Raw genomic sequence first — 21,180 nt, 5'->3', positions numbered from 1 at the left:
GGGCTCACGGCTCGAGGCACTCCGGGGTCGAGTCACCGGGACCGTCGGGGTCGAGCGTGACGCCCGTGGGGTCGCGGAGCACCACCCGGTCGACGGTCGGGAACTGCTTCAGGGTCGGCAGCACCTCGCCGGCGACCGTCACAGTCGAGCCGCCGCTGCTGCACCGGCCCGTGAGCCTGACGTCGGCGACGCCTTCCACGATCGAGAGGTCGTCGTAGCCGGTCGCACCCGAGCGGAGCAGGCGCAGGCCACGCGAGCGCTCACCCGGCAGCGGGCCGGCGAAGAGCCGGTCCAGCACACCGGTCGCGGGAGCACCCGGGCGTACGAGGCGGCGGACCGGGACGAAGAACGGCTCCCGGTTCTCGACGAAGCGGTCGCGATGGAAGAACCACACCCGGCGCTGCACGGTCGGGAAGCCGGCTCGGACCTCGACCACGACGCGGGGCGGCGCCTGCAGCGTCGACACGCGCACCCGGGTCCGCTTCGCGAGCCCGAGGCCGTACGTGGTGACGGCCTCGAAGTCGCCCGCCCGCACCGCCGTGAGGACGTTGGGCAGGCGGAAGGCGACGCGGCGTGGGGCTGCCGTGGGCGACCCGTCGTCGGTGTGCGCCTGGGCGGGCTCGAAGCGCACGCGCAGCAGCGCTTGCCCGGCGACGCGGACGCGCCGGCCGGAGCCGTCGGCGAACAGCCGGTCGACGTACTCGACCCGGCGATCGGCCGGCAGGCCGCCCTCGAACTCGAAGACCACCCGGTCCCACCGCCCGCGGTGCGCGGCGCGTACGGCGACCAGCACGGGTGTCGGTGGCGCGGAGGAGGCGACGCGCTCCGTGGCCCCACCACTCGGGGACGCGAGCAGCGCCGGGACCAGCGCCGGGACCAGCGCGAGCGACAGCAACGACGACAGCTTCCTCAGGATCCTCACGACCCCACCTCCCGACCGACCGGAGCACCTGCGTTCGACGCTAGGGGCTCGGACACGCCGTGGGTAGGGACCTAGGGCCCATGATCCCCGCGGCCGAGCGAGCGGCTCCGCCCGCGGAACTCGGCGACGACCTCCCCCGTCCCCGGGTCGTCAGCGCGGACCGTGACGTCGTAGACCCCCGACCGCCCGCGGAGGGCGACTTCGCGCGCGTCGGCGTACAGCGTCTGGCCGAGGCGGCCCGGGACCAGGAAGTCGACGGCGAAGCCCGCCGCGACGGTGACCGGGCCGTGCGAGTTGCAGGCCAGCGCGAAGGCGGAGTCGGCGAGGCTGGCGATGAGCCCGCCGTGGCACAGGTCGTGGCCGTTGACCATGTCGGGGCGCACCACCATCGACACCCTCGCGCGCCCGGGGGCGACCTCGACGAGCTCCATGCCGAGCATCGCGCTGGCGGCGTCGGCCGCCCACATCGCGCGCGCTTGCTCAGGCATCGAAGTCGACCGTGACCGCGTCGCTCACCGGGAAGGACTGGCAGGTGAGCACGAACTGCTGCTCGACCTCGGCCGGCTCGAGCGCGTAGTTGCGCACCATCTCGACCTCGCCGTCCACGATCTTTGCGCGGCAGGTGCCGCAGACCCCTCCCTTGCAGGCGAACGGCAGGTCGCTGCGCACGGCCTGCGCCGAGTCGAGCAGCGTCGCGTCGCGCGACATGGGCGTGGTGGTCGTACGCCCGTCGAGGACGACGGTGACGTCGCTGGTCACGCCCTCGACGACCCGGTCGGCGTGGCGCAGCACCGGCGGGGGCTCGTCGACGAAGAACAGCTCGAAGTGGACCTTGTCCGGCGGCACGCCGAGCTCGGCGAGCACCGCGCGGGCGTCCTGGACGAGCCCGAGGGGTCCGCACAGCCACACATGGTCGAGGTCGGCGAGCGGGACCTTGATCGGCAGGAGTCGCCGCAACCGCTCGGCGTCGAGCCGCCCGGAGAACAGCTCGACGTCGCGGGGCTCGCGCGAGAGCACGTGCACCAGGTCGAAGCGCGGGCCGTGCACGTTCTTGAGGTCGCTGAGCTCCTCGGCGAACATGATCGAGGTGGTCTCCCGGTTGCCGTAGAGCAGGGTCACGGTGCTCTCGGGGTTGCTCAGCACCGACGCCGCGATGGACAGCATCGGCGTGATGCCCGATCCGGCCGCGATGCAGAGGTGGCGACCCGGCTGCGCGGGGTCGGCGCGGAAACTGCCCGAGGGCTCGGCGACCTCGATCCGCTCCCCCGGCCGGACCTCGTGCACCAGCCAGGACGAGAACTCCCCACCCGGGATCTCGCGCACCCCGATGCGCGGCGCGGAGCCGGCCGGGGCGCAGATGGAGTAGGTCCGGCGGTGCTCCACGCCGTCGACGACCCGGCGCAGGGTGAGCGACTCCCCCGGCTCGAAGTCGAACAGCTCGCGCAGGTCGTCGGGCACGTCGAAGGCGACCGCCACCGAGTCGTCGGTGAGCGGCTCGATGTCGCGGACGGTCAGCTCGTGGAAGGTCGTGGCCACTGCCCTAGATCTCCTTGACGTGGTCGAACGGCTCGAGGCAGGAGGTGCAGCGGTACTGCGCCTTGCAGGCGGTCGACCCGAACTCCGAGACCAGCTCGGTCGCGGGAGAGTCGCACTGCGGGCAGCGCACCTGGCGTGCGGTCGGCAGCAGGGTCAGCGGGATAGGGCCGTCGTGCGCGGGCGCCGGGCCGGGGGGTGAGATGCCCGCCGCCGCCAGCGCGGCACGGCCCTCCGGGGAGATCCAGTCGGTCGTCCAGGCCGGGTGGAGGCTGATCCGCACCTCGACCGTGTCGAAGCCGACGCCCTCGAGCTCGCGGACCAGGTCGTCGCGCATCGCCGCCATCGCCGGGCAGCCCGAGTAGGTCGGGGTGATCTCCACGACCACGTGGCCGTCGCCGACCACCTCGACGTCGCGGAGCACGCCGAGGTCGGCCAGCGTCAGCATCGGGAGCTCGGGGTCGGTGACGCGCTCCGCGGTGCGGCGCGCGCGCTCGATCTGGCGCCTCGGTGATCGAGTAGCCCGTGAGGCACGAGCGGGCGTATCGAGATTCACCACTGCCCCCTCGGGTGGGCGCGGGCCACCGACTGCATCTCGGCGAGCATCCTGCCCAGCGGTTCGCCGTGCATGCCGTCGCGACCCGTACGGCCCAGCACGCCTGCGCGGCGGGCGGCCTCGGGGCGGGACACGTCGGCGGCGTCGAGCACCTGGTCGAGCACGGCCTCGGCGGCCTCGCGGACCGTGGCCGGGTCGACCCCGACCCCCGCGGCGGCGGCTGCCGCCTCGACCGGGTGGGTGTCGAACAGCTCGGGCCACAGCGGCCACAGGGCGCCGAGGGCCGCAACCAGCCGGCGGCGGGACTCGTCGGTCCCCTGCGCGAGCGTGACGAACCAGCGCGCCGCGTAGTCGCGGTGGTAGGCCAGCTCCTTGACGCCCTTGGCCGCGACGGCGGCGAGGACGTGGTCGCGACTGGCGCGCAGGTGCTCGAGCGTCGCGAGCCGCCACGTCGAGAACAGCAGCACCCGCACGGTCGCCTCGGCGAAGTCGCCGTTGACGAGCTCGGCGAGGCGGACGTTGCGGAACTCGTGGGCCTCACGGAAGAACGCCAGCGCGTCCTCGGGCGGCGTCGGCGAGCCCTCGGGCAGCGCCGGCACGACCAATGCGTCGGCCTTCGCCGCGCGGGCCAGCAGCAGCCGCGCCTGGCCGAGCAGGTCGAGGGCGATGTTGGACAACGCGATGTCGTCCTCGAGGTCCGGCGCGTTGCTGGTCCACTCCGCGATCCGGTGCGACATGACCAGCGCGTCGTCGCCGAGCATCAGGGCGTACGCCGCGAGCGTGGGCGCGTCGACGCCGTCGGGGATCGTCGTGTCGACGCCCGCGAGCGGGTCCTCGAAGTCGGTGCCGAAGGCCCAGTGGGCGTCGTTGACGAGCAGGCCGCTGTAGGCGCTGTCGTGCTCGTCCTCGGCGGGTATCTCGATGTGGGAGTCCATCTGGGCCTCTCGGGGTCCCCGCGGCGTTGTTCTGGAGGAGCGCAGCGGGGGAAGAAGAACGTCGTGGGGTGGGGTCACATGTGGGGGACGTTGTCGGGGATGTCGTAGAAGGTCGGGTGCCGGTAGACCTTGTCGCCGCTCGGGGCGAACATAGGGTCCTTCTCGTCGGGGCTCGACGCGGTGATCGCGTCGGCGCGCACCACCCAGATGCTCACGCCCTCGTTGCGCCGGGTGTAGACGTCGCGGGCGTGGAGCAGCGCCATCCGGTCGTCGGCCGCGTGCAGAGAGCCGACGTGCACGTGGTTGAGCCCGCGCTTGCCGCGCACGAACACCTCGTAGAGCGGCCACTCGGGCTCAGGAGGTACGACACCCTCGCCGGTCGGGACGTCCTTCAGGGGCACGGCGCCGTGTCCGCCCTCGGCGGTGAAGTCGGTGCCGGTGGGCTGCTCACTCATGCCGCACCCGCCTGCTTCGCGGCGTACGCCGTGGCGGCGGCCCTCACCCAGGCACCCTCCTCGTGGGCGCGGCGACGGTGGGCCATCCGCTGGGCGTTGCAGGGGCCGTTGCCCTTCACGCCCTCCATGAACTCCTCCCAGTCGGGCTGGCCGAAGTCGTGGTGGCCGCGCTCCTCGTTCCACCGCAGCTCGGGATCGGGCAGCGTGACGCCGAGGGCCTCGGCCTGCGGCACGGACATGTCGACGAACTTCTGGCGCAGCTCGTCGTTGGTGTTGCGCTTGATCCCCCACGCCATCGACTGGGCGGTGTTGGGCGAGTCGGCGTCGGGCGGGCCGAACATCATCAGCGCCGGCCACCAGAACCGGTCGACCGACTCCTGCACCATCGCGCGCTGCTCGTCGGTGCCGCGCATCATCGTGGCCAGCAGCTCGTAGCCCTGGCGCTGGTGGAAGGACTCCTCCTTGCACACCCGGATCATCGCGCGGCCGTAGGGCCCGTACGAGGTGCGGCACAGCGGCACCTGGTTGCAGATCGCGGCACCGTCGACGAGCCAGCCGATCGTGCCCACGTCGGCGTACGACAGGGTCGGGTAGTTGAAGATCGAGGAGTACTTCTGGCGCCCGGCGAGCAGCAGCTCGGTGAGCTCGAGCCGGGAGACGCCGAGGGTCTCGGCCGCGGAGTAGAGGTAGAGCCCGTGGCCGGCCTCGTCCTGCACCTTGGCCAGCAGGATCGCCTTGCGACGCAGGCTCGGCGCGCGGGCGATCCAGTTGCCCTCGGGCTGCATGCCGATGATCTCGCTGTGCGCGTGCTGGGCGATCTGGCGCACGAGGGTCCTGCGATAGCCCTCCGGCATCCAGTCGCGCGGCTCGATCCGGTCGTTGCGCGCGATCGTCGCGTCGAACTGGCGTTCCAGCTCGGCCTCGGACGTTCCGGGCGCGGTCTCGGTGAGGGTCATCCGTCCTCCGCTGCGTGGGTCTTCGACCACATTTACTGACCGATCGGTCTGCTATTAGTGTGGCACCCGTCACCCTGCCACGCAAACCTCGATGCGCCCACCGCCCCACCCGACCGCCCCACCCTGGAGACCCCTCGTGACCCGTCTGCTCGAGAGCTACGCCGCCGGCCGCTGGTACGCCGCCTCCACCGAGGGCCACCCGCTCCTCGACGCGGCCACGGGCGAGGAGGTGGCGCGGATCTCCAGCGCCGGCCTCGACCTGGGCGCGATGGCCCACCACGCCCGTACGGTCGGCGGCCCCGCGATCCGCGAGCTGACCTTCCACGAGCGGGCGCTGCTGCTCAAGGAGCTCGCCACGCACCTCACCGGCCTCAAGGACGAGTTCTACGAGCTGTCCCTGGCCACCGGCGCCACCCGCCGCGACTCGATGATCGACATCGACGGCGGCTTCGGCACCGTCTTCAGCTATTCGTCCAAGGGCCGCCGCGAGCTGCCCAACGCGCACGTCGTGTGCGACGGCGACCTCGAGCAGCTCGGTCGCACCGGAGTCTTCCTCGGCCAGCACGTCTACACCTCGCGCCCCGGCGTCGCGGTCCAGATCAACGCCTTCAACTTCCCCGTCTGGGGCATGCTGGAGAAGCTCGCGCCGGCCTTCATCGCCGGTCTCCCCTCGATCGTGAAGCCGGCCAGCCAGACCGCCTACCTCACCGAGCTCGTGGTGCGCCGGATCATCGAGTCGGGAATCCTGCCCGAGGGGTCGCTGCAGCTGCTCTCGGGCTCAGCGGGCGACCTGCTCGACCACCTCGGGGTGCAGGACTCGGTGGCGTTCACCGGCTCGGCGCACACCGCCGGCATCCTGCGCCAGCACCCGTCGGTGCTGCACGGCGGCGTCCGGCTCCAGGTCGAGGCCGACTCGCTCAACTGCTCGGTCCTCGGCCCGGACGTCGCCGCGGGCGACCCGGAGTGGGACCTCTTCGTCAAGGGCGTGGTCACCGAGATGACGGCCAAGGCGGGCCAGAAGTGCACCGCCATCCGCCGCGTCCTCGTGCCGTCGGCCGTCGCCGACGAGATGACCGACGCGATCGCGGCGAAGCTCTCCTCGCTCACCGTCGGCAACCCCGACGACGAGTCGGTCCGCATGGGTCCGCTGGCCTCCCTGGGCCAGCGCGAGGAGGTCCGCAAGGCGGTCGAGGCGCTCCGCTCCTCCTGCGACGTGGTGCTCGACGAGGCCGAGGTCGCGGGCGACGCCGAGCGCGGCGCCTTCATGTCGCCGGTGCTGCTGCGTGCCCGCGCCGGTGCGGTCGAGCCGCACGACGTGGAGCCCTTCGGTCCGGTGTCCACTGTGATGACGTACGACTCCCTGGACGAGGCCGTCGCCCTGGCCGCGCGCGGCAAGGGGTCGCTCGTCGGCTCCGTCGTCACCCACGACCCGGAGGTCGCCCGCACCCTGGTGCTCGGCCTGGCGCCCTGGCACGGCCGCATCCTCGTGCTCGACCGCGACGCCGCCCCCGAGTCCACCGGCCACGGCTCTCCCCTGCCGATGCTGGTCCACGGCGGGCCCGGCCGCGCCGGCGGCGGCGAGGAGCTCGGCGGCGTACGCGGGGTGCTGCACCACATGCAGCGCTCGGCGATCCAGGCCTCCCCCGACATGCTCACCGCGATCACCGGCCGCTGGACGCGCGGGTCGCGGCGCACGGTGACGCCCGAGCACCCGTTCCGCCACTCGCTGGCGACCCTCAGGATCGGCGACACGATCGAGTCCGAGCCGCGGGTGATCTCGCTCGAGGACATCGACCACTTCTCCGACTTCACCGGGGACACCTTCTATGCCCACACCGACCCCGAGGCCGCCGCACAGAACCCGCTCTTCGGCGGGATCGTCGCCCACGGCTATCTCATCGTGTCGATGGCCGCCGGCCTCTTCGTGGACCCGGCGCCCGGCCCGGTGCTCGCCAACTTCGGCGTCGACAACCTGCGCTTCCTCACGCCCGTCAAGGCCGGCGACTCGATCCGGGTGATGCTCACCGTCAAGCAGATCACCCCGCGCTCGTCGGCCGACTACGGCGAGGTGCGCTGGGACGCGCTGGTCACCAACGCCGACGACGAGCCCGTCGCGACGTACGACGTGCTGACGCTGGTGGCCAAGGAGGCCTGACCGCCGACAGGCCCGTGGGCGGTGCCGGAGCCACATGCGACGTCCCCGGAATGTGGGTGGGACACCGCTCGACCGACCGCTAGCGTGACCCCCGTGAGCCGGTCAGCACAGCGCGTCGTCGGGGTCGTCGTCCTCCTCGTCCTCGGCATGCTCAGCCTGCCGGCGTCGGCGTACGTCCTCGACGACCCGGGCACCGAGAACTGGATCGTGCCGGTGCAGCTGCTCGCCATGGCGGCCGTCGGCGCGGCGGTGACGATCGCGCTGCCGGGGATGGCCCGCGAGGGAGCGACCACCGGCAGGCGTGCCCTGACCGGGGCGTGGTGGGGACTCCTGGCGGCGTTCGTCGGCGTGATCGTCTTCTGGTTCCTGCTCAACGGGTTCCGCGGCGCCTGACGCACCGCACGCCGGGTAGGTTCGAGCCATGGCGAAGAAGTCCTGGGGCGACATGACCCCGACGCAGAAGAAGATCGTGGTCGTGACCGGGATCGCGGAGGTCGCGCTCACCGCCTGGTGCGTGAAGGACCTCCGGCACCGTCCGGCCGAGCTGGTCCGCGGACCCAAGCTGCTGTGGGGGCCGGCGCTGTCAGTGCAGCCGCTCGGACCGATCGCCTACCTGGTGTGGGGCCGCAAGCGCTGACGGCCCGGCGGACGCTCAGCCGGCGAGGTCGGCGTACCCGCCGCCGTTGACCACGTCGGTGAAGCCGAGGTCGCGCATCTGCTCGACCGCCCCGGTCGCACGCCGGCCCGAGGCGCAGTAGACGACGTAGGGCACGTCCTTCGGCAGCTCCTCGACGAGCTGGGCGAAGTCGTCGGCCTGGTAGTCGATGTTGACCGCGCCGTCGAGGTGGCCGTCGTCGAACTCCTCCGGGGTCCGGACGTCCACGACCGCGGCTCCGTCCTCGATGCGCGCGAGGGCGTCCTCGGCAGCGATCGGCGCAGCGCTGGCGGTGGTCGAGGTCGACGAGGTCGACGCGCCCGACGAGCCCGACGGTGCCTCGTCGCTGCCGCACGCGGACACCCCGAGCAGCAGCACGCCGACGGCGAGGAGGGCGGCGGGGCGGCGGGCACGGGAGGGGCGAGGGCTGCTGGTCGGCGTCACGCTGTCGAGACTAGCCGCGGTAGTGAACCTCGCTGCTCCAGTCGGCATCGTCCTTGGTGGCCGCAGCCCAGATGGCCTCGGCCACCCGGTCCGGCGTGAACGCTCCCTCCCGGGACAGGCTGCCGCGGACGGTGACCGAGACGGCACGGATGCCGTCTCGCACCAGCGTCTTGTCGAGGCTGTGCACGAGGTTGCGCACCCCTGCCTTCTGCACGCCGAGCGACGCCGCACCCTCCCACGGCTCGTCGGCCGCCATGCTGCCCGTGACGCTCACCCGCCCGCCGGCCGACATGAAGGGACGCGCGGCCTGCACGACGGTCAGCAGGGCGCCCACACCGAGGGCGACATCCTCGAGCAGCTCGTCGACGGTGAGGGCGAGCGGGTCCTTCTCGCGGAACGCGCTCGGGTTGAAGTGCAGCACGTCGATGCGTCCGGTGTGCTCACCGAAGCGGCGTACGGCGTCGCGAGCGGCCTGCTCGTCGGTGACGTCGGCGACGGCGTGCCCGACCGCCGCCCCGCGGCCCTCGAGGTCGGCGGTGAGCTCGTCGAGGACACCCTGGTCCTGGCCGAGCAGCGCGACGTCGTAGCCCTCGTCGGCGAAACGGCGCGCCACCGACCCGCTCACGCCCGGCCCGGCACCCACGACGACGATCACTGGCTTGCTCATGAACAGAGTTCTACCGCAGGGACCGGCGCGCGGTCAGCGCTCGTGCGGGTGCTCCCCCGTCGGGTCGTCGGGGATCGCGTTGGGACCCTGCGCACCCTCGTCGACCTCGCCGGACTCCTCGCCGGGCTGACCGGCCACGGAGTCGCCGGAGCTGATCGGCTCCGGGGCGTCCTGGGCCAGCTCCGAGACCTGTCCCTCGCTGTCGTCCTTGCCGCTCATGGGCACCTCCTGGTCGTGGTGGGTCGTGGGTGGGTCGCTGGTCGTCAGTCACCCCCGACACAACCAGCGCGGTCCAAGCGCAGCTCACCTCGTCGGGTGATGGGCGGCCCGGAACGGCTGGCCAGGACCCGGGCCCTTCGCCGGACGACCGGGGGCCGCTCGGCCCTGTCGCTCCGGCCTCCCGCCGCGCAGGCTGGGGTGGAGGAGCTGGGACCCATGAGACGACGAGCAGCAGCAGGACTGGCGGTGGCTGCCCTTGCGCTCGGCAGCGCGACGACCGCCGTCGCCATGACCGGCCAGGACGACGGTGCATGGTGGCCCGGCCAGCACATGGGTCGCGCCGGACCGCTCGGACCGACGGGGTTCATGGGGCACATGTCGCACGCCTCGGTGGACAGCGAGCACGCGTTCCTCGTCGAGATGATCGCCCACCACGAGGAGGCGATCGACGCCGCCGGCGAGCTGGCACGCTCGGAACGCCCCGAGATGCGGGCCTTCGGGACCAGCATCATCGAGAGCCAGTCGGCCCAGGTCGAGCAGATGCAGGCCTGGCTGGACGAGTGGTACGCCGACCGGCCCGACGAGGTCGACTACGACCCGATGATGCGTGATCTCGACGACCTGTCCGGCGACGAGCTCGACGAGACGTTCCTGACGGACATGATCGGTCACCACATGGCCGCGGTGATGATGTCGCAGCAGCTGCTCATGCGCGACCTCGCCGACCACGCGGCCGTCGACCGGCTGGCGGAGGACATCCGCGACGAGCAGAGCCGCGAGATCGCGACGATGCGGGGCTGGCTGCGCGACTGGTTCGACGCCGGCTGGGGGATGCCCGTCAGCGCCACCCGAGGTCCGGCGCCACGTCGGTGAGGACCGACTCCAGGATGTGGGCGTTGTAGTCCACCCCCAGCTGGTTGGGCACCGTCAGGAGCAGGGTGTCGGCCGCGGCGATCGCCTCGTCGTCCGCCAGCTCCTTGACCAGGATCTCGGGCTCCGCGGCGTACGTGCGCCCGAAGACCGCGCGCAGGTTGGCCTCGATCTGCCCGAACTGGTCCGAGCTCCGGCCCTCGTGGCCGAAGTAGGCCCGGTCCATGTCGGTGGTGATCGGCATGATCGACCGGCTCACCGAGACGCGCGGCTCGCCCTCGTGGCCGGCCTCCTTCCACGCCTCGCGGTAGACCTCGATCTGCTTGCGCTGCTGGACGTGGAAGGGCTCGCCGGTCTCGTCGGCCTTCAGCGTCGAGCTCATCAGGTGCATGCCCTTCCCGGCCGCCCAGCGCGCGGTGGCGTCGGAGGCGGCGCCCCACCAGATGCGCTCACGCAGGCCCTCGGAGTGCGGCTCGAGGCGCAGCAGCCCGGGCGGGTTGGGGAACATCGGGCGCGGGTTGGGCTGGGCGAACCCCTCACCCTCGAGCACCTGGAGGAAGACCTCGGTGTGCCGCCGGGCCATGTCGGCCTGGTCCTCGCCCTCGGCCGGGGCGTACCCGAAGTAGCGCCAGCCGTCGATGACCTGCTCCGGTGATCCCCGGCTGATGCCGAGCTGCAGGCGGCCGCCCGCGATGAGGTCGGCGGAGCCGGCGTCCTCGGCCATGTAGAGCGGGTTCTCGTAGCGCATGTCGATCACGCCGGTGCCGATCTCGATCCGGCTGGTGCGCGCGCCGACGGCGGCGAGCAGCGGGAACGGCGAGGCGAGCTGACGGGCGAAGTGGTGGACGCGGAAGTACGCCCCGTCCGCGCCGAGCTCCTCCGCCGCGACGGCGAGGTCGATCGACTGGAGCAGGGTGTCCGACGCCGAGCGCACCTGCGAGTGCGGCGAGTCGGTCCAGTGGCCGAAGTTGAGGAACCCGATCTTCTTCATACTGGTTCAACGCTCAACCACCCAGGTTGTTCCCGGCGGAGGCTTGACGGCCAGCCGGGTCCGATGTGCAATATATTGCATGCCCGTCCCCGTCGACCACGCACCGATCCGTACGTCGCTGCTGCGCGACACCGTCCACGACCGCCTCCGCGACGCGATCGTCGACGGCACCCTGGCGCCGGGCGAGGTGGTCCGCGACACCGAGCTGGCCGCGTGGCTCGGCGTGAGCCGTACGCCCGTGCGCGAGGCGCTGCTCCGGCTCGGCGAGAGCGGGCTGGTGAGGGCCGCCCCGGGGCGCTCCACCGTGGTCGCCGAGATCGACCTCGACGAGGTACGTGAGGCGCACGCCGTCGTCGTCGCCATGCACCGGCTCGCGGTGTCCGAGGCGGTCGCGCGGCTCACCGACGACGACCTCGACCGGATGCGGGGGGCCAACCACCGGTTCGCCGACGCGGTCGAGGCTCGCGACACCGCCGCGGCCCTGTCGGCCGACGACGACTTCCACGCGGTCGCCGTCGAGTCGTCCGGCAACCGCGCCGTCGCCACGGTGCTCGCCCAGTTCACCCCCGTCGTACGTCGCCTCGAACGGCGCCGGTTCGCCTCGCACGCCGCGGCCGAGTCCGTCGCGCTGCACGCCCGCCTCGTCGAGGCCTGCGCCGCCCGCGACGCCGACGCGGCGGCCGAGGTCGCCTTCCGCACCTGGCAGAACCTCGCCGACCTCATCCCCGACCCGCAGGAGACCCCGTGATCCTCGACCAGTTCCCCCGCCACCCGCTCACCTTCGGGCCCTCCCCCGTCCACCACCTGAGGCGGCTCAGCGACCACCTGGCCGCCCGCGGCGGTGGCGCGCAGGTGTGGGCCAAGCGCGAGGACGTCAACAGCGGTCTCGCCTTCGGCGGCAACAAGGTCCGCAAGCTCGAGTACATCGTCCCCGACGTGCTCGCCCGCGGCGCCGACACGCTCGTCTCGATCGGCGGCTTCCAGTCCAACCACACGCGGCAGGTGGCCGCCGTCGCCGCGCACCTCGGGCTGAAGTGCCGCCTCGTCCAGGAGAAGTGGGTGCCGTGGGACGACCCCACCAACACCCAGGTCGGCAACATCCTGCTCAGCCGGATGATGGGGGCCGACTCGCGCCTGGACCCGCACGGCTTCGACATCGGCATCCGCGACTCGTGGAAGGACGCGATCCGCGAGGTGGAGGAGGCTGGCGGGACGCCGTACGCCATCCCGGCCGGCGCGAGCGAGCACCGCCTCGGCGGCCTCGGGTTCGCGAACTGGGCCTTCGAGGTGGCCGAGCAGGAGAAGGCGCTCGGCGTCACGTTCGACACGATCGTCGTCTGCACCGTCACCGGCTCCACCCACGCCGGGATGATCGCCGGGTTCGCCGCGCTCGAGGACCTCACCGGCGTACGCCGCCGGGTGCTCGGCATCGACGCCAGCGCGACGCTGGACAAGACGCGCGACCAGGTCGCCCGGATCGCGCGCCACACCGCGGAGCTCATCGAGCTCGGCCGCGACCTGCGCGACGAGGAGATCACTGTGCTCGAGGGCTGGGCCGGCGAGCTCTACGGCCTCCCGGTGGACTCGACGATGGAGGCCATGGCGCTCGGCGCGCAGCTCGAGGCGATGATCACCGACCCGGTCTACGAGGGGAAGTCGCTCGCCGGGCTCGTCGACCTCGTCGAGTCCCGCGAGATCCCGGCCGACTCCCACGTGCTCTACGCCCACCTCGGCGGGCAGCCCGCGATCAACGCCTACCACTCCCTCTGGCCCGCGCAGGGCTGAGACCGCGCTAGCGTCGGGGCGTGCTGGAGAGCCCCGTCGACGTCGCCGCCGCGCTCGCCTGGGCCGGGGCGGAGGCCGGGTCGCCGGTGGTCTCCTCCGAGGCCCTCGACGGCGGGATGACCTCGACGATGCTCGCGCTGCACCACGACGACGGCACCGACTCGGTGCTCCGGCTGATGACCGCCGAGCCGTGGCGCGCCCACGGCGCCGAGCTCACCGCCCGCGAGCGCGACGCCCAGCTCGCGATGGCCGCGACCCCGGTGCCCGCCCCGACCAGCCTGGCCCTCGACGCCGAGGGGGTCGTCGCCGGTGCTGCGGCGCACCTCATGTCCCGCCTGCCCGGCGCCCCGCTGTGCGAGGTCGACGACGCCGCCGTCCGGGCGATGGCCGACCTGCTGGCGACCATCCACGCCCAGTGGCCGGCCGAGCCGTTCCGCACGTTCCAGTCGTGGGCGTGGCCGGCCAAGTGGGTGGTGCCGACGTGGTCGCGCCACCCGGAGTCGTGGCGCAGGGCGTTCGCGGTGCTCGCCGGGCCCGCCCCGGCGTACGAGCCGACGTTCCTCCACCGCGACTTCAGCCACCGCAACCTGCTGTGGTCCGACGGCGCGATCAGCGGGGTCGTCGACTGGGTGGAGACCTCGACGGGCCCGGCGTGGCTCGACGCGGCGCACGCCGCGTCCAACCTGGCGGTGATGCACGACCCCGGGGCTGCGCGGGCGTTCCTCGACGCGTACGCCGCGGTGGCCGCAGGCCCGGCCGACCCGTACTGGCTCGTGATGGACGCCGTCGGCTACCTGCCGCCGCCCGGGAAGGCGCCGATGTTCGGTCGCGTCGAGCAGCTCGATCGCCTCGACGACTGGCTCGCCCTGGTCGTCGCGAGGGTCAGCTGAGCGCGAGGTCGACCGCGGCGAGCGCGTGCAGCCGGGTGGTGGCGAAGACCGGGACGTCGACGTCGTCCGGGCCGACCAGCAGCTCGATCTCCGTGCAGCCGAGCACCACGCCCTCGGCCCCCGCGGCCACGAGCCGGTCGATCACGTCGACGTACGCCGCGCGCGAGGCCTCGCGGACGACGCCGTGGACCAGCTCGTCGTAGATCACCCGGTGCACCGTCTCGAGGTCATCACCCGCCGGCACGAGCGCCTCGACGCCGCCCGCTGCCAGGCGCTCACGGACGAAGGACTGCTCCATCGTGAACCGGGTGCCGAGCAGCGCGACGCGGGTGAGCCCGGCCGCGCGGACGGCGGCCGCCGTCACGTCGACGATGTGCACGAGCGGCACCGTGGTCGCCGCCTCGATGGCGTCGGCGACCTTGTGCATCGTGTTGGTGCACAGCACGAGGCACTCCGCACCCGCTGCCTCGAGCGCGGCGGCCTCGCCGGCGAGCAGCTCGCCGGCGGCGCCCCACTCCCCCGCTGACTGCATCGCCTCGACCTCGGCGAAGTCCACCGACGACATCACGACGCGCGCCGAGTGGTAGCCGCCGAGGCGTTCGCGCACGGCCTCGTTGACCACCGCGTAGTAGAGCGCCGAGCTCTCCCAGCTCATCCCGCCGAGCAGGCCGATCTTCCGCATCGCGTGCGCCATGGCGGCCATTGAACACGGCCCGACGTCAGCAGCCGGTTGTCGGCGGTCCGGTCTAGCGTGGGCCGCATGGCCTCGACGCCCCTCGCCACGTCCGACGGGTTCCGCGTGTTCCCCGCGACGCACGCGCGCTTCGACGACGTACGCACGATGGTCGGCCCGAAGAACCCGGCCTCGAGCGTGTGCTGGTGCCTGAGCCACCGCATCCCCGCCAAGGACAACCGGGAGCTCGCCGGGCCCGATCGCGGGGCCTACGTGGAGGCGCTGACGCGCAGGCGCACCAAGCCGGGCGTGCTCGCCTACGACGGCGACGAGGTCGTCGGCTGGGCGGCGGTGGCTCCGCGGTCCGACCTGCCCTTCGCACGCTCGACGAAGATCCCGCACGTCGACGACGAGCCTGTCTGGTCGGTGTGGTGCATCCGCGTCCGCCCCGGCCACCGCGGCCGCGGGATCTCTCACGTGCTGCTGGCGGGGGCGGTCGCCTACGCCGCCGCGCGCGGCGCGCCCGTCGTCGAGGGCTACCCGGTGGACAACAGGGGCGAGAAGGTCGACCTGACGATGGCCTACGTCGGCACCCGCAAGCTGTTCGAGGACGCCGGCTTCACCCTGGCCGCGCGGACGGACGCGACCTCGGCCGGGTTCCCGCGTGTGGTCATGCGCAGGTCGGCCTAGGCTGGGCCCGTGACCAGGACCTGGTGGGCTGCGGCTGCCCTGCTGGCGATCTTCGCCATGCACGGGCTGGCCACGCATGCCGGCGCCGCCGGGGCAGCCCTCCCCGCGCCCGCCGCGCAGGAGACCGCCACGAGCCATGCCGCACACGGCGCGCACACGTCGCACGCCCCGGCCGCCGCCGACGAGGTGCTCGCCGAGGCTGCCACCTGGTCCGCCACGAGCCACGGGGACGGCCACCGGGCGATGCAGGTGCTCGGCCTCTGCCTGGCCGTGCTCGCGACTGCGGCGCTCGCCCTGCTCAGGGCCGCTGGCCCCCGGCCCGGACTGGTCGCGCTGCTCCTACGGGCGACGGGCACACGTACGCCTCCCGCCGCAGCACGCCACGACCTCGGACCACCCGACCTGCACTCCTTGTCGATCCTCCGCTGCTGAGACGCACCTGCGCCCGGCACCGCCCGGGCGACGCGACCACCACACCAGCACGGACACCACACAAGGAGACACCCATGTCCGCACGCACTGCTGCACGCCCGCGCCGCGCCACCGCGGCCGCACTCCTCCTGACCCTCGCCGCGTCCACGCTCGCGGCCTGTGGCGACGACACCTCGGCCGACGTACCCGCCGCCGAGCGCACCGCCGCGAACGGCGACGTCCACAACGACGCCGACGTGGAGTTCGCCACCGAGATGATCCCGCACCACGCCGACGCGCTCGTCATGGTCGACATGACCCAGGGCCGCGACCTGTCCCCCGACTTCGCCCGGCTCACCGAGGACATCCGCGCCGCCCAGGCGCCCGAGATCGAGTCGATGGTCGACTGGCTCACCGCGTGGGGCGAGGAGGTCCCCGAGACGTCCCGCGACCACGTGAACAGCCACATGGGCTCGCACGGGGACGACGAGGGCGACGACGACGGGATGGGGATGGACGGGATGGGCATGGATCCCGACGACCTGGCCATGCTCGAGGACGCCGACGGCAGCAGCTTCGAGACGATGTGGCTGCAGATGATGATCGAGCACCACGAGGGCGCGATCGAGATGGCCGAGGCCGAGCAGGAGGACGGCCTGTTCGCCGACGCCGTCGCCCTCGCCGAGTCGATCGAGGCCAGCCAGACGGCCGAGATCGAGCTGATGGAGGACATGCTCGGGCAGTGATGCCCCGGGGTCAGTGGGCCGACGTCATCCGGCGATGCGGGACGCGCGCGGCGGCACCGACAGGCGCAGCACCTTGTGCCAGGCGCTGGCGACCTGCCGCCACAGCGGCGCGGTGTTGTAGGCCAGCCCGTGGCGCTCGAAGAGCTCGCGGACGGGACCGGCGATCTCGCGGTAGCGGTTGCTCGGCAGGTCCGGGAAGAGGTGGTGCTCGATCTGGTGCGAGAGGTTGCCGCACAGCACGTGGAGCAGGGGCGGGCCGGAGATGTCGGCCGAGCCCAGCATCTGCCGCACGTACCAGCGACCGCGCGTCTCGTGCTCGTCGAGCTCCGGCACCTCGAACGTCTCCACTCCCTCGGGGAAGTGGCCGCACATGATGACCGAGTGGCTCCACACGTTGCGGGCCAGGTTGGCGACCAGGTTGGCGGTGAGGGTGGTGCGGGCCGAGCCGGTGGGCGTCGACAGGAGCGGGTGCAGGACGTAGTCGCGCAACGCGTGGCGCGCGGCTCGGCGCCCCGTCGTGCGCATCTCCTCCTTCTGCTCCGGCGTGAAACCGGCGCCCGAGCGGAGGGACTCGCCCAGGTCGAGGTCGTACATCGCGATGCCGTACTCGAAGATGCACGCGTTGACGAGGTTCAGCAGCGGCTGCACGAGGTGGCGCGGCTCCCATTCCTGCGCCTCGTCGACGCGCATGATGCCGTAGCCGAGGTCGTTGTCCTCGCCGAGCACGTTGGTGTTGACGTGGTGCCGGTCGTTGTGGGCGCGGCGCCACTGCTCCGGGGCCGAGGCGTGGTCCCAGTCCCACGTGGAGGAGTGGATCCGCGGGTCGCGCATCCAGTCCCACTGCCCGTGCAGCACGTTGTGCCCGATCTCCATGTTGTCGAGCACCTTCGACAGGGCGAGCGAGGTCGTGCCCAGCCACCACGCGACCCGGTGGCGGCTGCCGAGGAGCACCAGTCGCCCGCCCACCTCGAGGCAGCGCTGGACGGCGATGACGCGGCGGACGTACGCCGCGTCCCGCGCGCCGCGATCGGCCAGGACGTCCTCGCGCAGGGCGTCGAGGGCGCGACCGATCTCGTGCACCTCGGCGTCGGTGAGGTCGTCGTACGAGCGGTGGTCGGGGACGGTCGGGGCGTGCCGGACGAGGAAGGCCATCGCTCACAGTGCCCCGTGGCCCGATTCCTCATGCATCTGGGAAATACCGCCCGAAACGGTGACGTGCGTCGCGGATCGCGGGGTACCGGACCTCCATGACCGAGCACTCCCCCGACCACGACCAGGACGCGGAGCCGCCGACTCCCGACGGCGAGGAACCGGACCAGGAACAGCTGCAGCCGGGCTCCGAACCGGCCGGTGACCCCGATCCGGATCCGGACGCAGGCACCACCCCCACCCCATCCGAGGAGGACGCATGACCACCTACAGCAACGAACCGGGCAGCACGTTCGACAGCCCGACCGCCAGCTCGACCGGTACCGCCAAGGAGGCCGCCTCGACCGCGGCCGACCAGAGCCGGCACGTCGCCGGCACCGCGAAGGACGAGGCGGCAGCCGTGGCTGGCACCGCGGCCGCGCAGGCGCGCACCGTCGTGGACGACGCGAGGCAGCAGGTCACCACCCAGCTGACCGACCAGGCCACGACCCAGCGCGACAACCTCTCCCAGACCCTGCGCACGTTCGGCGACGACCTCCAGCAGATGGTGGAGCAGGGCCCCGCACAGGGCCTGGCAAGCGACCTCGCACGCGAGGTCTCCGACCGGGCCCGGGCCCTGGGCAGCCACCTCGAGAGCCGTGAGCCCGGGCAGCTGCTCGACGACGCCCGCGACTTCGCGCGGCGCCGGCCGGGCACGTTCCTGCTGGGCGCCCTCGCCGCAGGCGTGGTCGCGGGACGCGTGTTCCGTGCGACCGCCGACGGTGCGGCGGCGGCGTCGCTCGCCGAGCCCGGCGGCACGCCGGCGACGGGCGCGGTCCCTGCCACCACGCCGGGGACCACCGGCGCGACGTACGCCGGCAGCGCTGTCGGCACGGGTCCGACGGGCACCGCCAGCGGCGACGCTCCCCTGGCGGGCCAGTCGAGCACGAACCGCCCGGGCACGACCGGCTACGACACCCCGGTGGTCCCGCCCACCACCGCCACGCCGTCCCGGACGGACTCCACCTCGCCAGGCGTCCCGGGCCAGCGCACGCAGGACGCGCCGTGACCGGGCCGACGGTCGGTGGACCGTACGGGACGGAGTCGGCGACGTCGGGCGCGCACGTCGCCGGGGGCCCCCCAGGAGCTGACGACGACCGCAGTCTCGGGCAGATCGTGGGCGACCTCAGCCACGACCTGACGACGCTGGTCAAGCAGGAGCTCGAGCTCGCGCGGACCGAGCTCAAGGAAGAGGCGACCAAGGCAGGGAAGGGTGCCGGGATGCTCGGTGGCGCCGGCGTCGCCGGCCTGCTTGCCCTGATCCTGGGCTCGTTCGCCCTCGCCTACCTGCTCGACAACTGGATGCCGGTCGAGCTCGCCTTCCTGATCGTCACGGTCCTGTGGGCGATCGTCGGCGCCGTCCTCGCGGCCCGGGGCCGCAAGGAGATCAAGAACGCACACCCGGAGCTGCCGGAGACGCAGCAGACACTCAAGGAGGACGCACAATGGGCCAGAGCACAGAAGAGCTGAGCGGCGAGATCGCCCAGACCCGGCAGTCGATGACCGCCAACGTGGACGCCCTGCAGGACAGGGTGAGCCCGTCGGCCATCGTCGAGCGCCGCAAGACGGCCGCCCGGGGCCGGATCCGCGGCGTCCGCGACAAGGTGATGGGCACCGCGCACGGGGCCGGCACCTCCGCGTCAGGCACCGCCGGGTCCGCCAGGGACTCCGCCTCGGGAGCGGTCGACTCGGTCCGGGGCACGGCCGGTGACGCCGTCAGCACCGCGCAGGACAAGGTGCAGGGCACGCCCCTCGCCGCCGGCCTCGTCGCCTTCGGTGCCGGGATGATCGTCTCCGCACTGATCCCGGCCTCCGAGAAGGAGGCCGTGGCCGCGGGTCATGTCGTCGACGCGGCCAAGGAGCACGGCCAGCCGGTCGTCGACCAGGCCCGGTCGGTGGCCCAGGAGGTCGCAGCGGAGGTCAAGGACACTGCGACCCAGGCCGCCCAGGAGGTCAAGGAGTCGGCCGCGCAGAGTGCCGACACGGTGAAGTCCGAGGGCCAGTCGGGAGTGGACGAGGTCCACTCGCAGACGAGCTCGTCCTGACCGTCCTGGACGACCCCGACCACCGACTGCGCCGGCCCGCCTCGCTGCGGGCCGGCGCAGTCGCGTCGTCCGGTCAGCGGCCGACGCCGGTGGTGCCAGGCCGCCTGCCGAGCACGACGCCGAGCGCGATCATGCCGAGCCCGAGGACGAGGTGCAGCCAGTCGTCGGCGGTGTTGAGCGGCACGAAGTTGGCCTCGGACGTCTTGTCGATGACCAGCCCGTACAGCCACAGCACGAGGTAGATCGCGCCGCCGCCCACCAGGTACGCGCGCGCCGACCCCGCGGCCCGCGCGAGCGCGAGGCCCGCGACGCCGAAGAGCAGGTGCACGACGTTGTGCAGGACGGACACCTGGAAGATCCCGAGAAGCTCGGCGCGCGACTCGTGCCCGGCCACCTCGAGGCTGTCGTAGTTGGTCGTGATGCCGGGGATGAAGCCCAGGACCCCGACCAGGAGGAAGACCGCGCCGACCAGCGCGGCCGCCATCTGCACCGGCGAGCGGGTCGCTGTTGACGTGCTGCGAAGATGCGTGTTCTCGGTCATGGCTGTGCTCCTCTCGTCGCCGAGTCGTTCGGCGTTGGATGGACCACTCCAGTACCCGTTCGGCCCTCCTTGCACACGGGCCTCACCCGCCAGCGGGCACGACGGACCGTGGTGCACGTCACCGTCTGCCGCACCGCACAATGGGTACCGGAACCATCCGAGCCGCCCCATGCCCGACGAGAGGATCGCTGGTGAACCCCATCCGCCTGGTCTCAGGAGCAATCGCCCTTCCCGCCCACGCCGCTGCCGCCGTCATCGGGGCCTCGGTGGGCGTTGCCACGGTCGGGGCACGTACGACGGCGCGCGTCGTGAGCCGCGCGGTCGAGCGGGCCTCGGGCTCCGACTCCGTGCCGTACGGGTCGTGGCCGGGCGCACGCCCGACGCCGTCCGAGGTCGAGCCGACGCTCGCACGGTCGGCGCCGGCCGACGCTCCGGCGGCGCCAGCCCCCGCAGCCCCGGCAGCCCCGGCGGCCTCCGCAGCGCCCGCCGTCACCAAGGCAGCGGCGAAGAAGGCTCCCGCGAAGAGGGCCGCCGCAAGGAAGAAGGCGGCGAAGAAGGCTCCGTCCGCGCAGGCCGCCGTGCTGGCGCCTGCCCTGGGCCTGACGGAGGCCGAGGCCGAGGCAGCCGCGCACGCGGTCACCGAGGACGGTCCGACCACCCCCTCCGGCATCCCGGCGGCGGGCGAGGGCATCAACCCCGACACCACCGAGACGGATCTCCACCAGCCCGGCACCGAGCCGCTGATGGACCCCGCAACCGTGAAGGCCGTCAAGAGCGAGTCCGACATGCTGCGCCGGGCTGCCGACACCGACAAGGGCTGACCCGGGTCGGGGTCCGCGCACTCGCCGCCAAC

Annotated in this window: 29 protein-coding genes; 15 read left to right on the top strand and 14 right to left on the bottom strand. The window is 72.8% G+C overall.

Annotation, left to right across the window (positions count from 1 at the left end; translation table 11 throughout):
- Positions 1 to 4: 4 nt before the first annotated feature.
- From AC57BS_RS00805 to paaA, 7 genes are all read right to left on the bottom strand, one after another.
- Positions 5 to 922, bottom strand: a complete 918-nt coding sequence (locus AC57BS_RS00805; RefSeq protein WP_496409652.1) for an AMIN-like domain-containing (lipo)protein — start codon at positions 920 to 922, stop codon at positions 5 to 7.
- A gap of 71 nt (positions 923 to 993) precedes the next feature.
- Positions 994 to 1,410 carry a hydroxyphenylacetyl-CoA thioesterase PaaI gene (gene paaI, locus AC57BS_RS00800; RefSeq protein ID WP_496409651.1) on the bottom strand — a complete coding sequence of 139 codons (417 nt, stop codon included), beginning with the start codon at positions 1,408 to 1,410 and terminating at the stop codon, positions 994 to 996.
- Positions 1,403 to 2,458, bottom strand: a complete 1,056-nt coding sequence (gene paaE, locus AC57BS_RS00795; protein WP_496409650.1) for a 1,2-phenylacetyl-CoA epoxidase subunit PaaE — start codon at positions 2,456 to 2,458, stop codon at positions 1,403 to 1,405. Before paaE ends, paaI begins: the two co-directional genes overlap by 8 nt.
- Before the next feature lie 4 nt (positions 2,459 to 2,462).
- The gene (gene paaD / locus AC57BS_RS00790; RefSeq protein WP_496409649.1) at positions 2,463 to 3,011 is read right to left on the bottom strand and encodes a 1,2-phenylacetyl-CoA epoxidase subunit PaaD; all 549 of its coding nucleotides are present in this window, start codon (positions 3,009 to 3,011) and stop codon (positions 2,463 to 2,465) included.
- Complete coding sequence (gene paaC / locus AC57BS_RS00785) at positions 3,008 to 3,946, bottom strand: 1,2-phenylacetyl-CoA epoxidase subunit PaaC (RefSeq protein WP_496409648.1); 939 nt, start codon at positions 3,944 to 3,946, stop codon at positions 3,008 to 3,010. The genes paaD and paaC overlap by 4 nt, the downstream gene beginning before the upstream one ends.
- Positions 3,947 to 4,020: 74 nt before the next feature.
- A complete protein-coding gene (paaB, locus tag AC57BS_RS00780) occupies positions 4,021 to 4,401 on the bottom strand; it encodes a 1,2-phenylacetyl-CoA epoxidase subunit PaaB (RefSeq protein ID WP_496409647.1) in 381 nt (126 codons plus the stop codon).
- Complete coding sequence (gene paaA / locus AC57BS_RS00775; RefSeq protein ID WP_496409646.1) at positions 4,398 to 5,357, bottom strand: 1,2-phenylacetyl-CoA epoxidase subunit PaaA; 960 nt, start codon at positions 5,355 to 5,357, stop codon at positions 4,398 to 4,400. The genes paaB and paaA overlap by 4 nt, the downstream gene beginning before the upstream one ends.
- A gap of 136 nt (positions 5,358 to 5,493) precedes the next feature.
- Here paaA and paaZ point away from each other — a divergent pair, with 136 nt between their 5' ends.
- From paaZ to AC57BS_RS00760, 3 genes are all read left to right on the top strand, one after another.
- A complete protein-coding gene (gene paaZ / locus AC57BS_RS00770; RefSeq protein WP_496409645.1) occupies positions 5,494 to 7,512 on the top strand; it encodes a phenylacetic acid degradation bifunctional protein PaaZ in 2,019 nt (672 codons plus the stop codon).
- A gap of 93 nt (positions 7,513 to 7,605) precedes the next feature.
- Positions 7,606 to 7,905 (top strand): hypothetical protein, encoded by a 300-nt coding sequence (locus tag AC57BS_RS00765; protein WP_496409644.1) that lies wholly within the window; start codon positions 7,606 to 7,608, stop codon positions 7,903 to 7,905.
- A 28-nt stretch (positions 7,906 to 7,933) separates the two neighbouring features.
- Positions 7,934 to 8,149 (top strand): PLDc N-terminal domain-containing protein, encoded by a 216-nt coding sequence (locus tag AC57BS_RS00760; RefSeq protein ID WP_496409643.1) that lies wholly within the window; start codon positions 7,934 to 7,936, stop codon positions 8,147 to 8,149.
- 15 nt (positions 8,150 to 8,164) lie between these two features.
- Here AC57BS_RS00760 and AC57BS_RS00755 read toward each other — a convergent pair whose 3' ends face one another.
- From AC57BS_RS00755 to AC57BS_RS00745, 3 genes are read right to left on the bottom strand one after another with little or no spacing between them, the layout of a single operon-like run.
- Positions 8,165 to 8,611, bottom strand: coding sequence for a rhodanese-like domain-containing protein (locus tag AC57BS_RS00755; RefSeq protein WP_496409642.1), 447 nt, complete (start codon positions 8,609 to 8,611; stop codon positions 8,165 to 8,167).
- Between the two features lie 10 nt (positions 8,612 to 8,621).
- The gene (locus AC57BS_RS00750) at positions 8,622 to 9,278 is read right to left on the bottom strand and encodes an SDR family oxidoreductase (RefSeq protein WP_496409641.1); all 657 of its coding nucleotides are present in this window, start codon (positions 9,276 to 9,278) and stop codon (positions 8,622 to 8,624) included.
- 33 nt (positions 9,279 to 9,311) lie between these two features.
- Complete coding sequence (locus AC57BS_RS00745) at positions 9,312 to 9,497, bottom strand: hypothetical protein (protein WP_496409640.1); 186 nt, start codon at positions 9,495 to 9,497, stop codon at positions 9,312 to 9,314.
- 216 nt (positions 9,498 to 9,713) lie between these two features.
- Between AC57BS_RS00745 and AC57BS_RS00740 the strand changes: the two genes are divergently transcribed.
- Positions 9,714 to 10,370: a DUF305 domain-containing protein gene (locus AC57BS_RS00740; protein ID WP_496409639.1), complete on the top strand. Its 657-nt coding sequence runs from the start codon at positions 9,714 to 9,716 to the stop codon at positions 10,368 to 10,370.
- Here the strand turns inward: AC57BS_RS00740 and AC57BS_RS00735 are convergent.
- Positions 10,336 to 11,358: an LLM class flavin-dependent oxidoreductase gene (locus AC57BS_RS00735; protein ID WP_496409638.1), complete on the bottom strand. Its 1,023-nt coding sequence runs from the start codon at positions 11,356 to 11,358 to the stop codon at positions 10,336 to 10,338. The genes AC57BS_RS00740 and AC57BS_RS00735 overlap by 35 nt on opposite strands.
- Positions 11,359 to 11,437: 79 nt before the next feature.
- Between AC57BS_RS00735 and AC57BS_RS00730 the strand changes: the two genes are divergently transcribed.
- Genes AC57BS_RS00730 through AC57BS_RS00720 form a run of 3 tightly spaced genes read left to right on the top strand, consistent with a single transcriptional unit; the run spans position 11,438 to position 14,033 of the window.
- On the top strand, positions 11,438 to 12,106 hold the full coding sequence (locus AC57BS_RS00730) for a GntR family transcriptional regulator (protein WP_496409637.1): 669 nt from the start codon (positions 11,438 to 11,440) through the stop codon (positions 12,104 to 12,106).
- Positions 12,103 to 13,143, top strand: a complete 1,041-nt coding sequence (locus AC57BS_RS00725) for a 1-aminocyclopropane-1-carboxylate deaminase (protein ID WP_496409636.1) — start codon at positions 12,103 to 12,105, stop codon at positions 13,141 to 13,143. Before AC57BS_RS00730 ends, AC57BS_RS00725 begins: the two co-directional genes overlap by 4 nt.
- Positions 13,144 to 13,163: 20 nt before the next feature.
- On the top strand, positions 13,164 to 14,033 hold the full coding sequence (locus tag AC57BS_RS00720) for a phosphotransferase family protein (RefSeq protein WP_496409635.1): 870 nt from the start codon (positions 13,164 to 13,166) through the stop codon (positions 14,031 to 14,033).
- On the opposite strand, the gene AC57BS_RS00715 is transcribed toward AC57BS_RS00720, so the two are convergent.
- Positions 14,026 to 14,727 (bottom strand): aspartate/glutamate racemase family protein, encoded by a 702-nt coding sequence (locus tag AC57BS_RS00715; RefSeq protein WP_496409634.1) that lies wholly within the window; start codon positions 14,725 to 14,727, stop codon positions 14,026 to 14,028. The genes AC57BS_RS00720 and AC57BS_RS00715 overlap by 8 nt on opposite strands.
- Before the next feature lie 66 nt (positions 14,728 to 14,793).
- On the opposite strand from AC57BS_RS00715, the gene AC57BS_RS00710 reads away from it, so the two are divergent.
- The 3 genes from AC57BS_RS00710 (at position 14,794) to AC57BS_RS00700 (ending at position 16,553) form a co-directional block, all read left to right on the top strand.
- Entirely contained in the window at positions 14,794 to 15,396 is a 603-nt protein-coding gene (locus tag AC57BS_RS00710; RefSeq protein WP_496409633.1) for a GNAT family N-acetyltransferase, read from the top strand.
- 9 nt (positions 15,397 to 15,405) lie between these two features.
- A complete protein-coding gene (locus AC57BS_RS00705; protein WP_496409632.1) occupies positions 15,406 to 15,828 on the top strand; it encodes a DUF6153 family protein in 423 nt (140 codons plus the stop codon).
- 74 nt (positions 15,829 to 15,902) lie between these two features.
- Complete coding sequence (locus AC57BS_RS00700) at positions 15,903 to 16,553, top strand: DUF305 domain-containing protein (RefSeq protein ID WP_496409631.1); 651 nt, start codon at positions 15,903 to 15,905, stop codon at positions 16,551 to 16,553.
- Between the two features lie 24 nt (positions 16,554 to 16,577).
- Here the strand turns inward: AC57BS_RS00700 and AC57BS_RS00695 are convergent, their stop codons facing one another.
- Positions 16,578 to 17,705 carry a fatty acid desaturase family protein gene (locus AC57BS_RS00695; RefSeq protein WP_496409630.1) on the bottom strand — a complete coding sequence of 376 codons (1,128 nt, stop codon included), beginning with the start codon at positions 17,703 to 17,705 and terminating at the stop codon, positions 16,578 to 16,580.
- A gap of 95 nt (positions 17,706 to 17,800) precedes the next feature.
- Between AC57BS_RS00695 and AC57BS_RS00690 the strand changes: the two genes are divergently transcribed.
- The 4 genes from AC57BS_RS00690 (at position 17,801) to AC57BS_RS00675 (ending at position 19,786) form a co-directional block, all read left to right on the top strand.
- Positions 17,801 to 17,965: a hypothetical protein gene (locus AC57BS_RS00690; RefSeq protein WP_496409629.1), complete on the top strand. Its 165-nt coding sequence runs from the start codon at positions 17,801 to 17,803 to the stop codon at positions 17,963 to 17,965.
- Positions 17,962 to 18,750 (top strand): hypothetical protein, encoded by a 789-nt coding sequence (locus tag AC57BS_RS00685; protein WP_496409628.1) that lies wholly within the window; start codon positions 17,962 to 17,964, stop codon positions 18,748 to 18,750. Before AC57BS_RS00690 ends, AC57BS_RS00685 begins: the two co-directional genes overlap by 4 nt.
- 107 nt (positions 18,751 to 18,857) lie before the next feature.
- Positions 18,858 to 19,211 (top strand): phage holin family protein, encoded by a 354-nt coding sequence (locus tag AC57BS_RS00680; protein ID WP_496409627.1) that lies wholly within the window; start codon positions 18,858 to 18,860, stop codon positions 19,209 to 19,211.
- Positions 19,187 to 19,786, top strand: a complete 600-nt coding sequence (locus AC57BS_RS00675) for a DUF3618 domain-containing protein (protein ID WP_496409626.1) — start codon at positions 19,187 to 19,189, stop codon at positions 19,784 to 19,786. The genes AC57BS_RS00680 and AC57BS_RS00675 overlap by 25 nt, the downstream gene beginning before the upstream one ends.
- 73 nt (positions 19,787 to 19,859) lie before the next feature.
- On the opposite strand, the gene AC57BS_RS00670 is transcribed toward AC57BS_RS00675, so the two are convergent.
- On the bottom strand, positions 19,860 to 20,327 hold the full coding sequence (locus AC57BS_RS00670; protein WP_496409625.1) for a DUF4383 domain-containing protein: 468 nt from the start codon (positions 20,325 to 20,327) through the stop codon (positions 19,860 to 19,862).
- 191 nt (positions 20,328 to 20,518) lie between these two features.
- Here AC57BS_RS00670 and AC57BS_RS00665 point away from each other — a divergent pair, with 191 nt between their 5' ends.
- On the top strand, positions 20,519 to 21,148 hold the full coding sequence (locus AC57BS_RS00665; RefSeq protein ID WP_496409624.1) for a hypothetical protein: 630 nt from the start codon (positions 20,519 to 20,521) through the stop codon (positions 21,146 to 21,148).
- The last annotated feature ends 32 nt before the right edge of the window (positions 21,149 to 21,180 follow it).

The sequence above is a fragment of the Nocardioides sp. BGA-UO-ETr-FS32 genome (assembly GCF_059567905.1).
The sequence above is the reverse complement of the archived record's forward strand: the minus strand, read 5'-3'. Positions and strand labels throughout refer to the sequence as shown.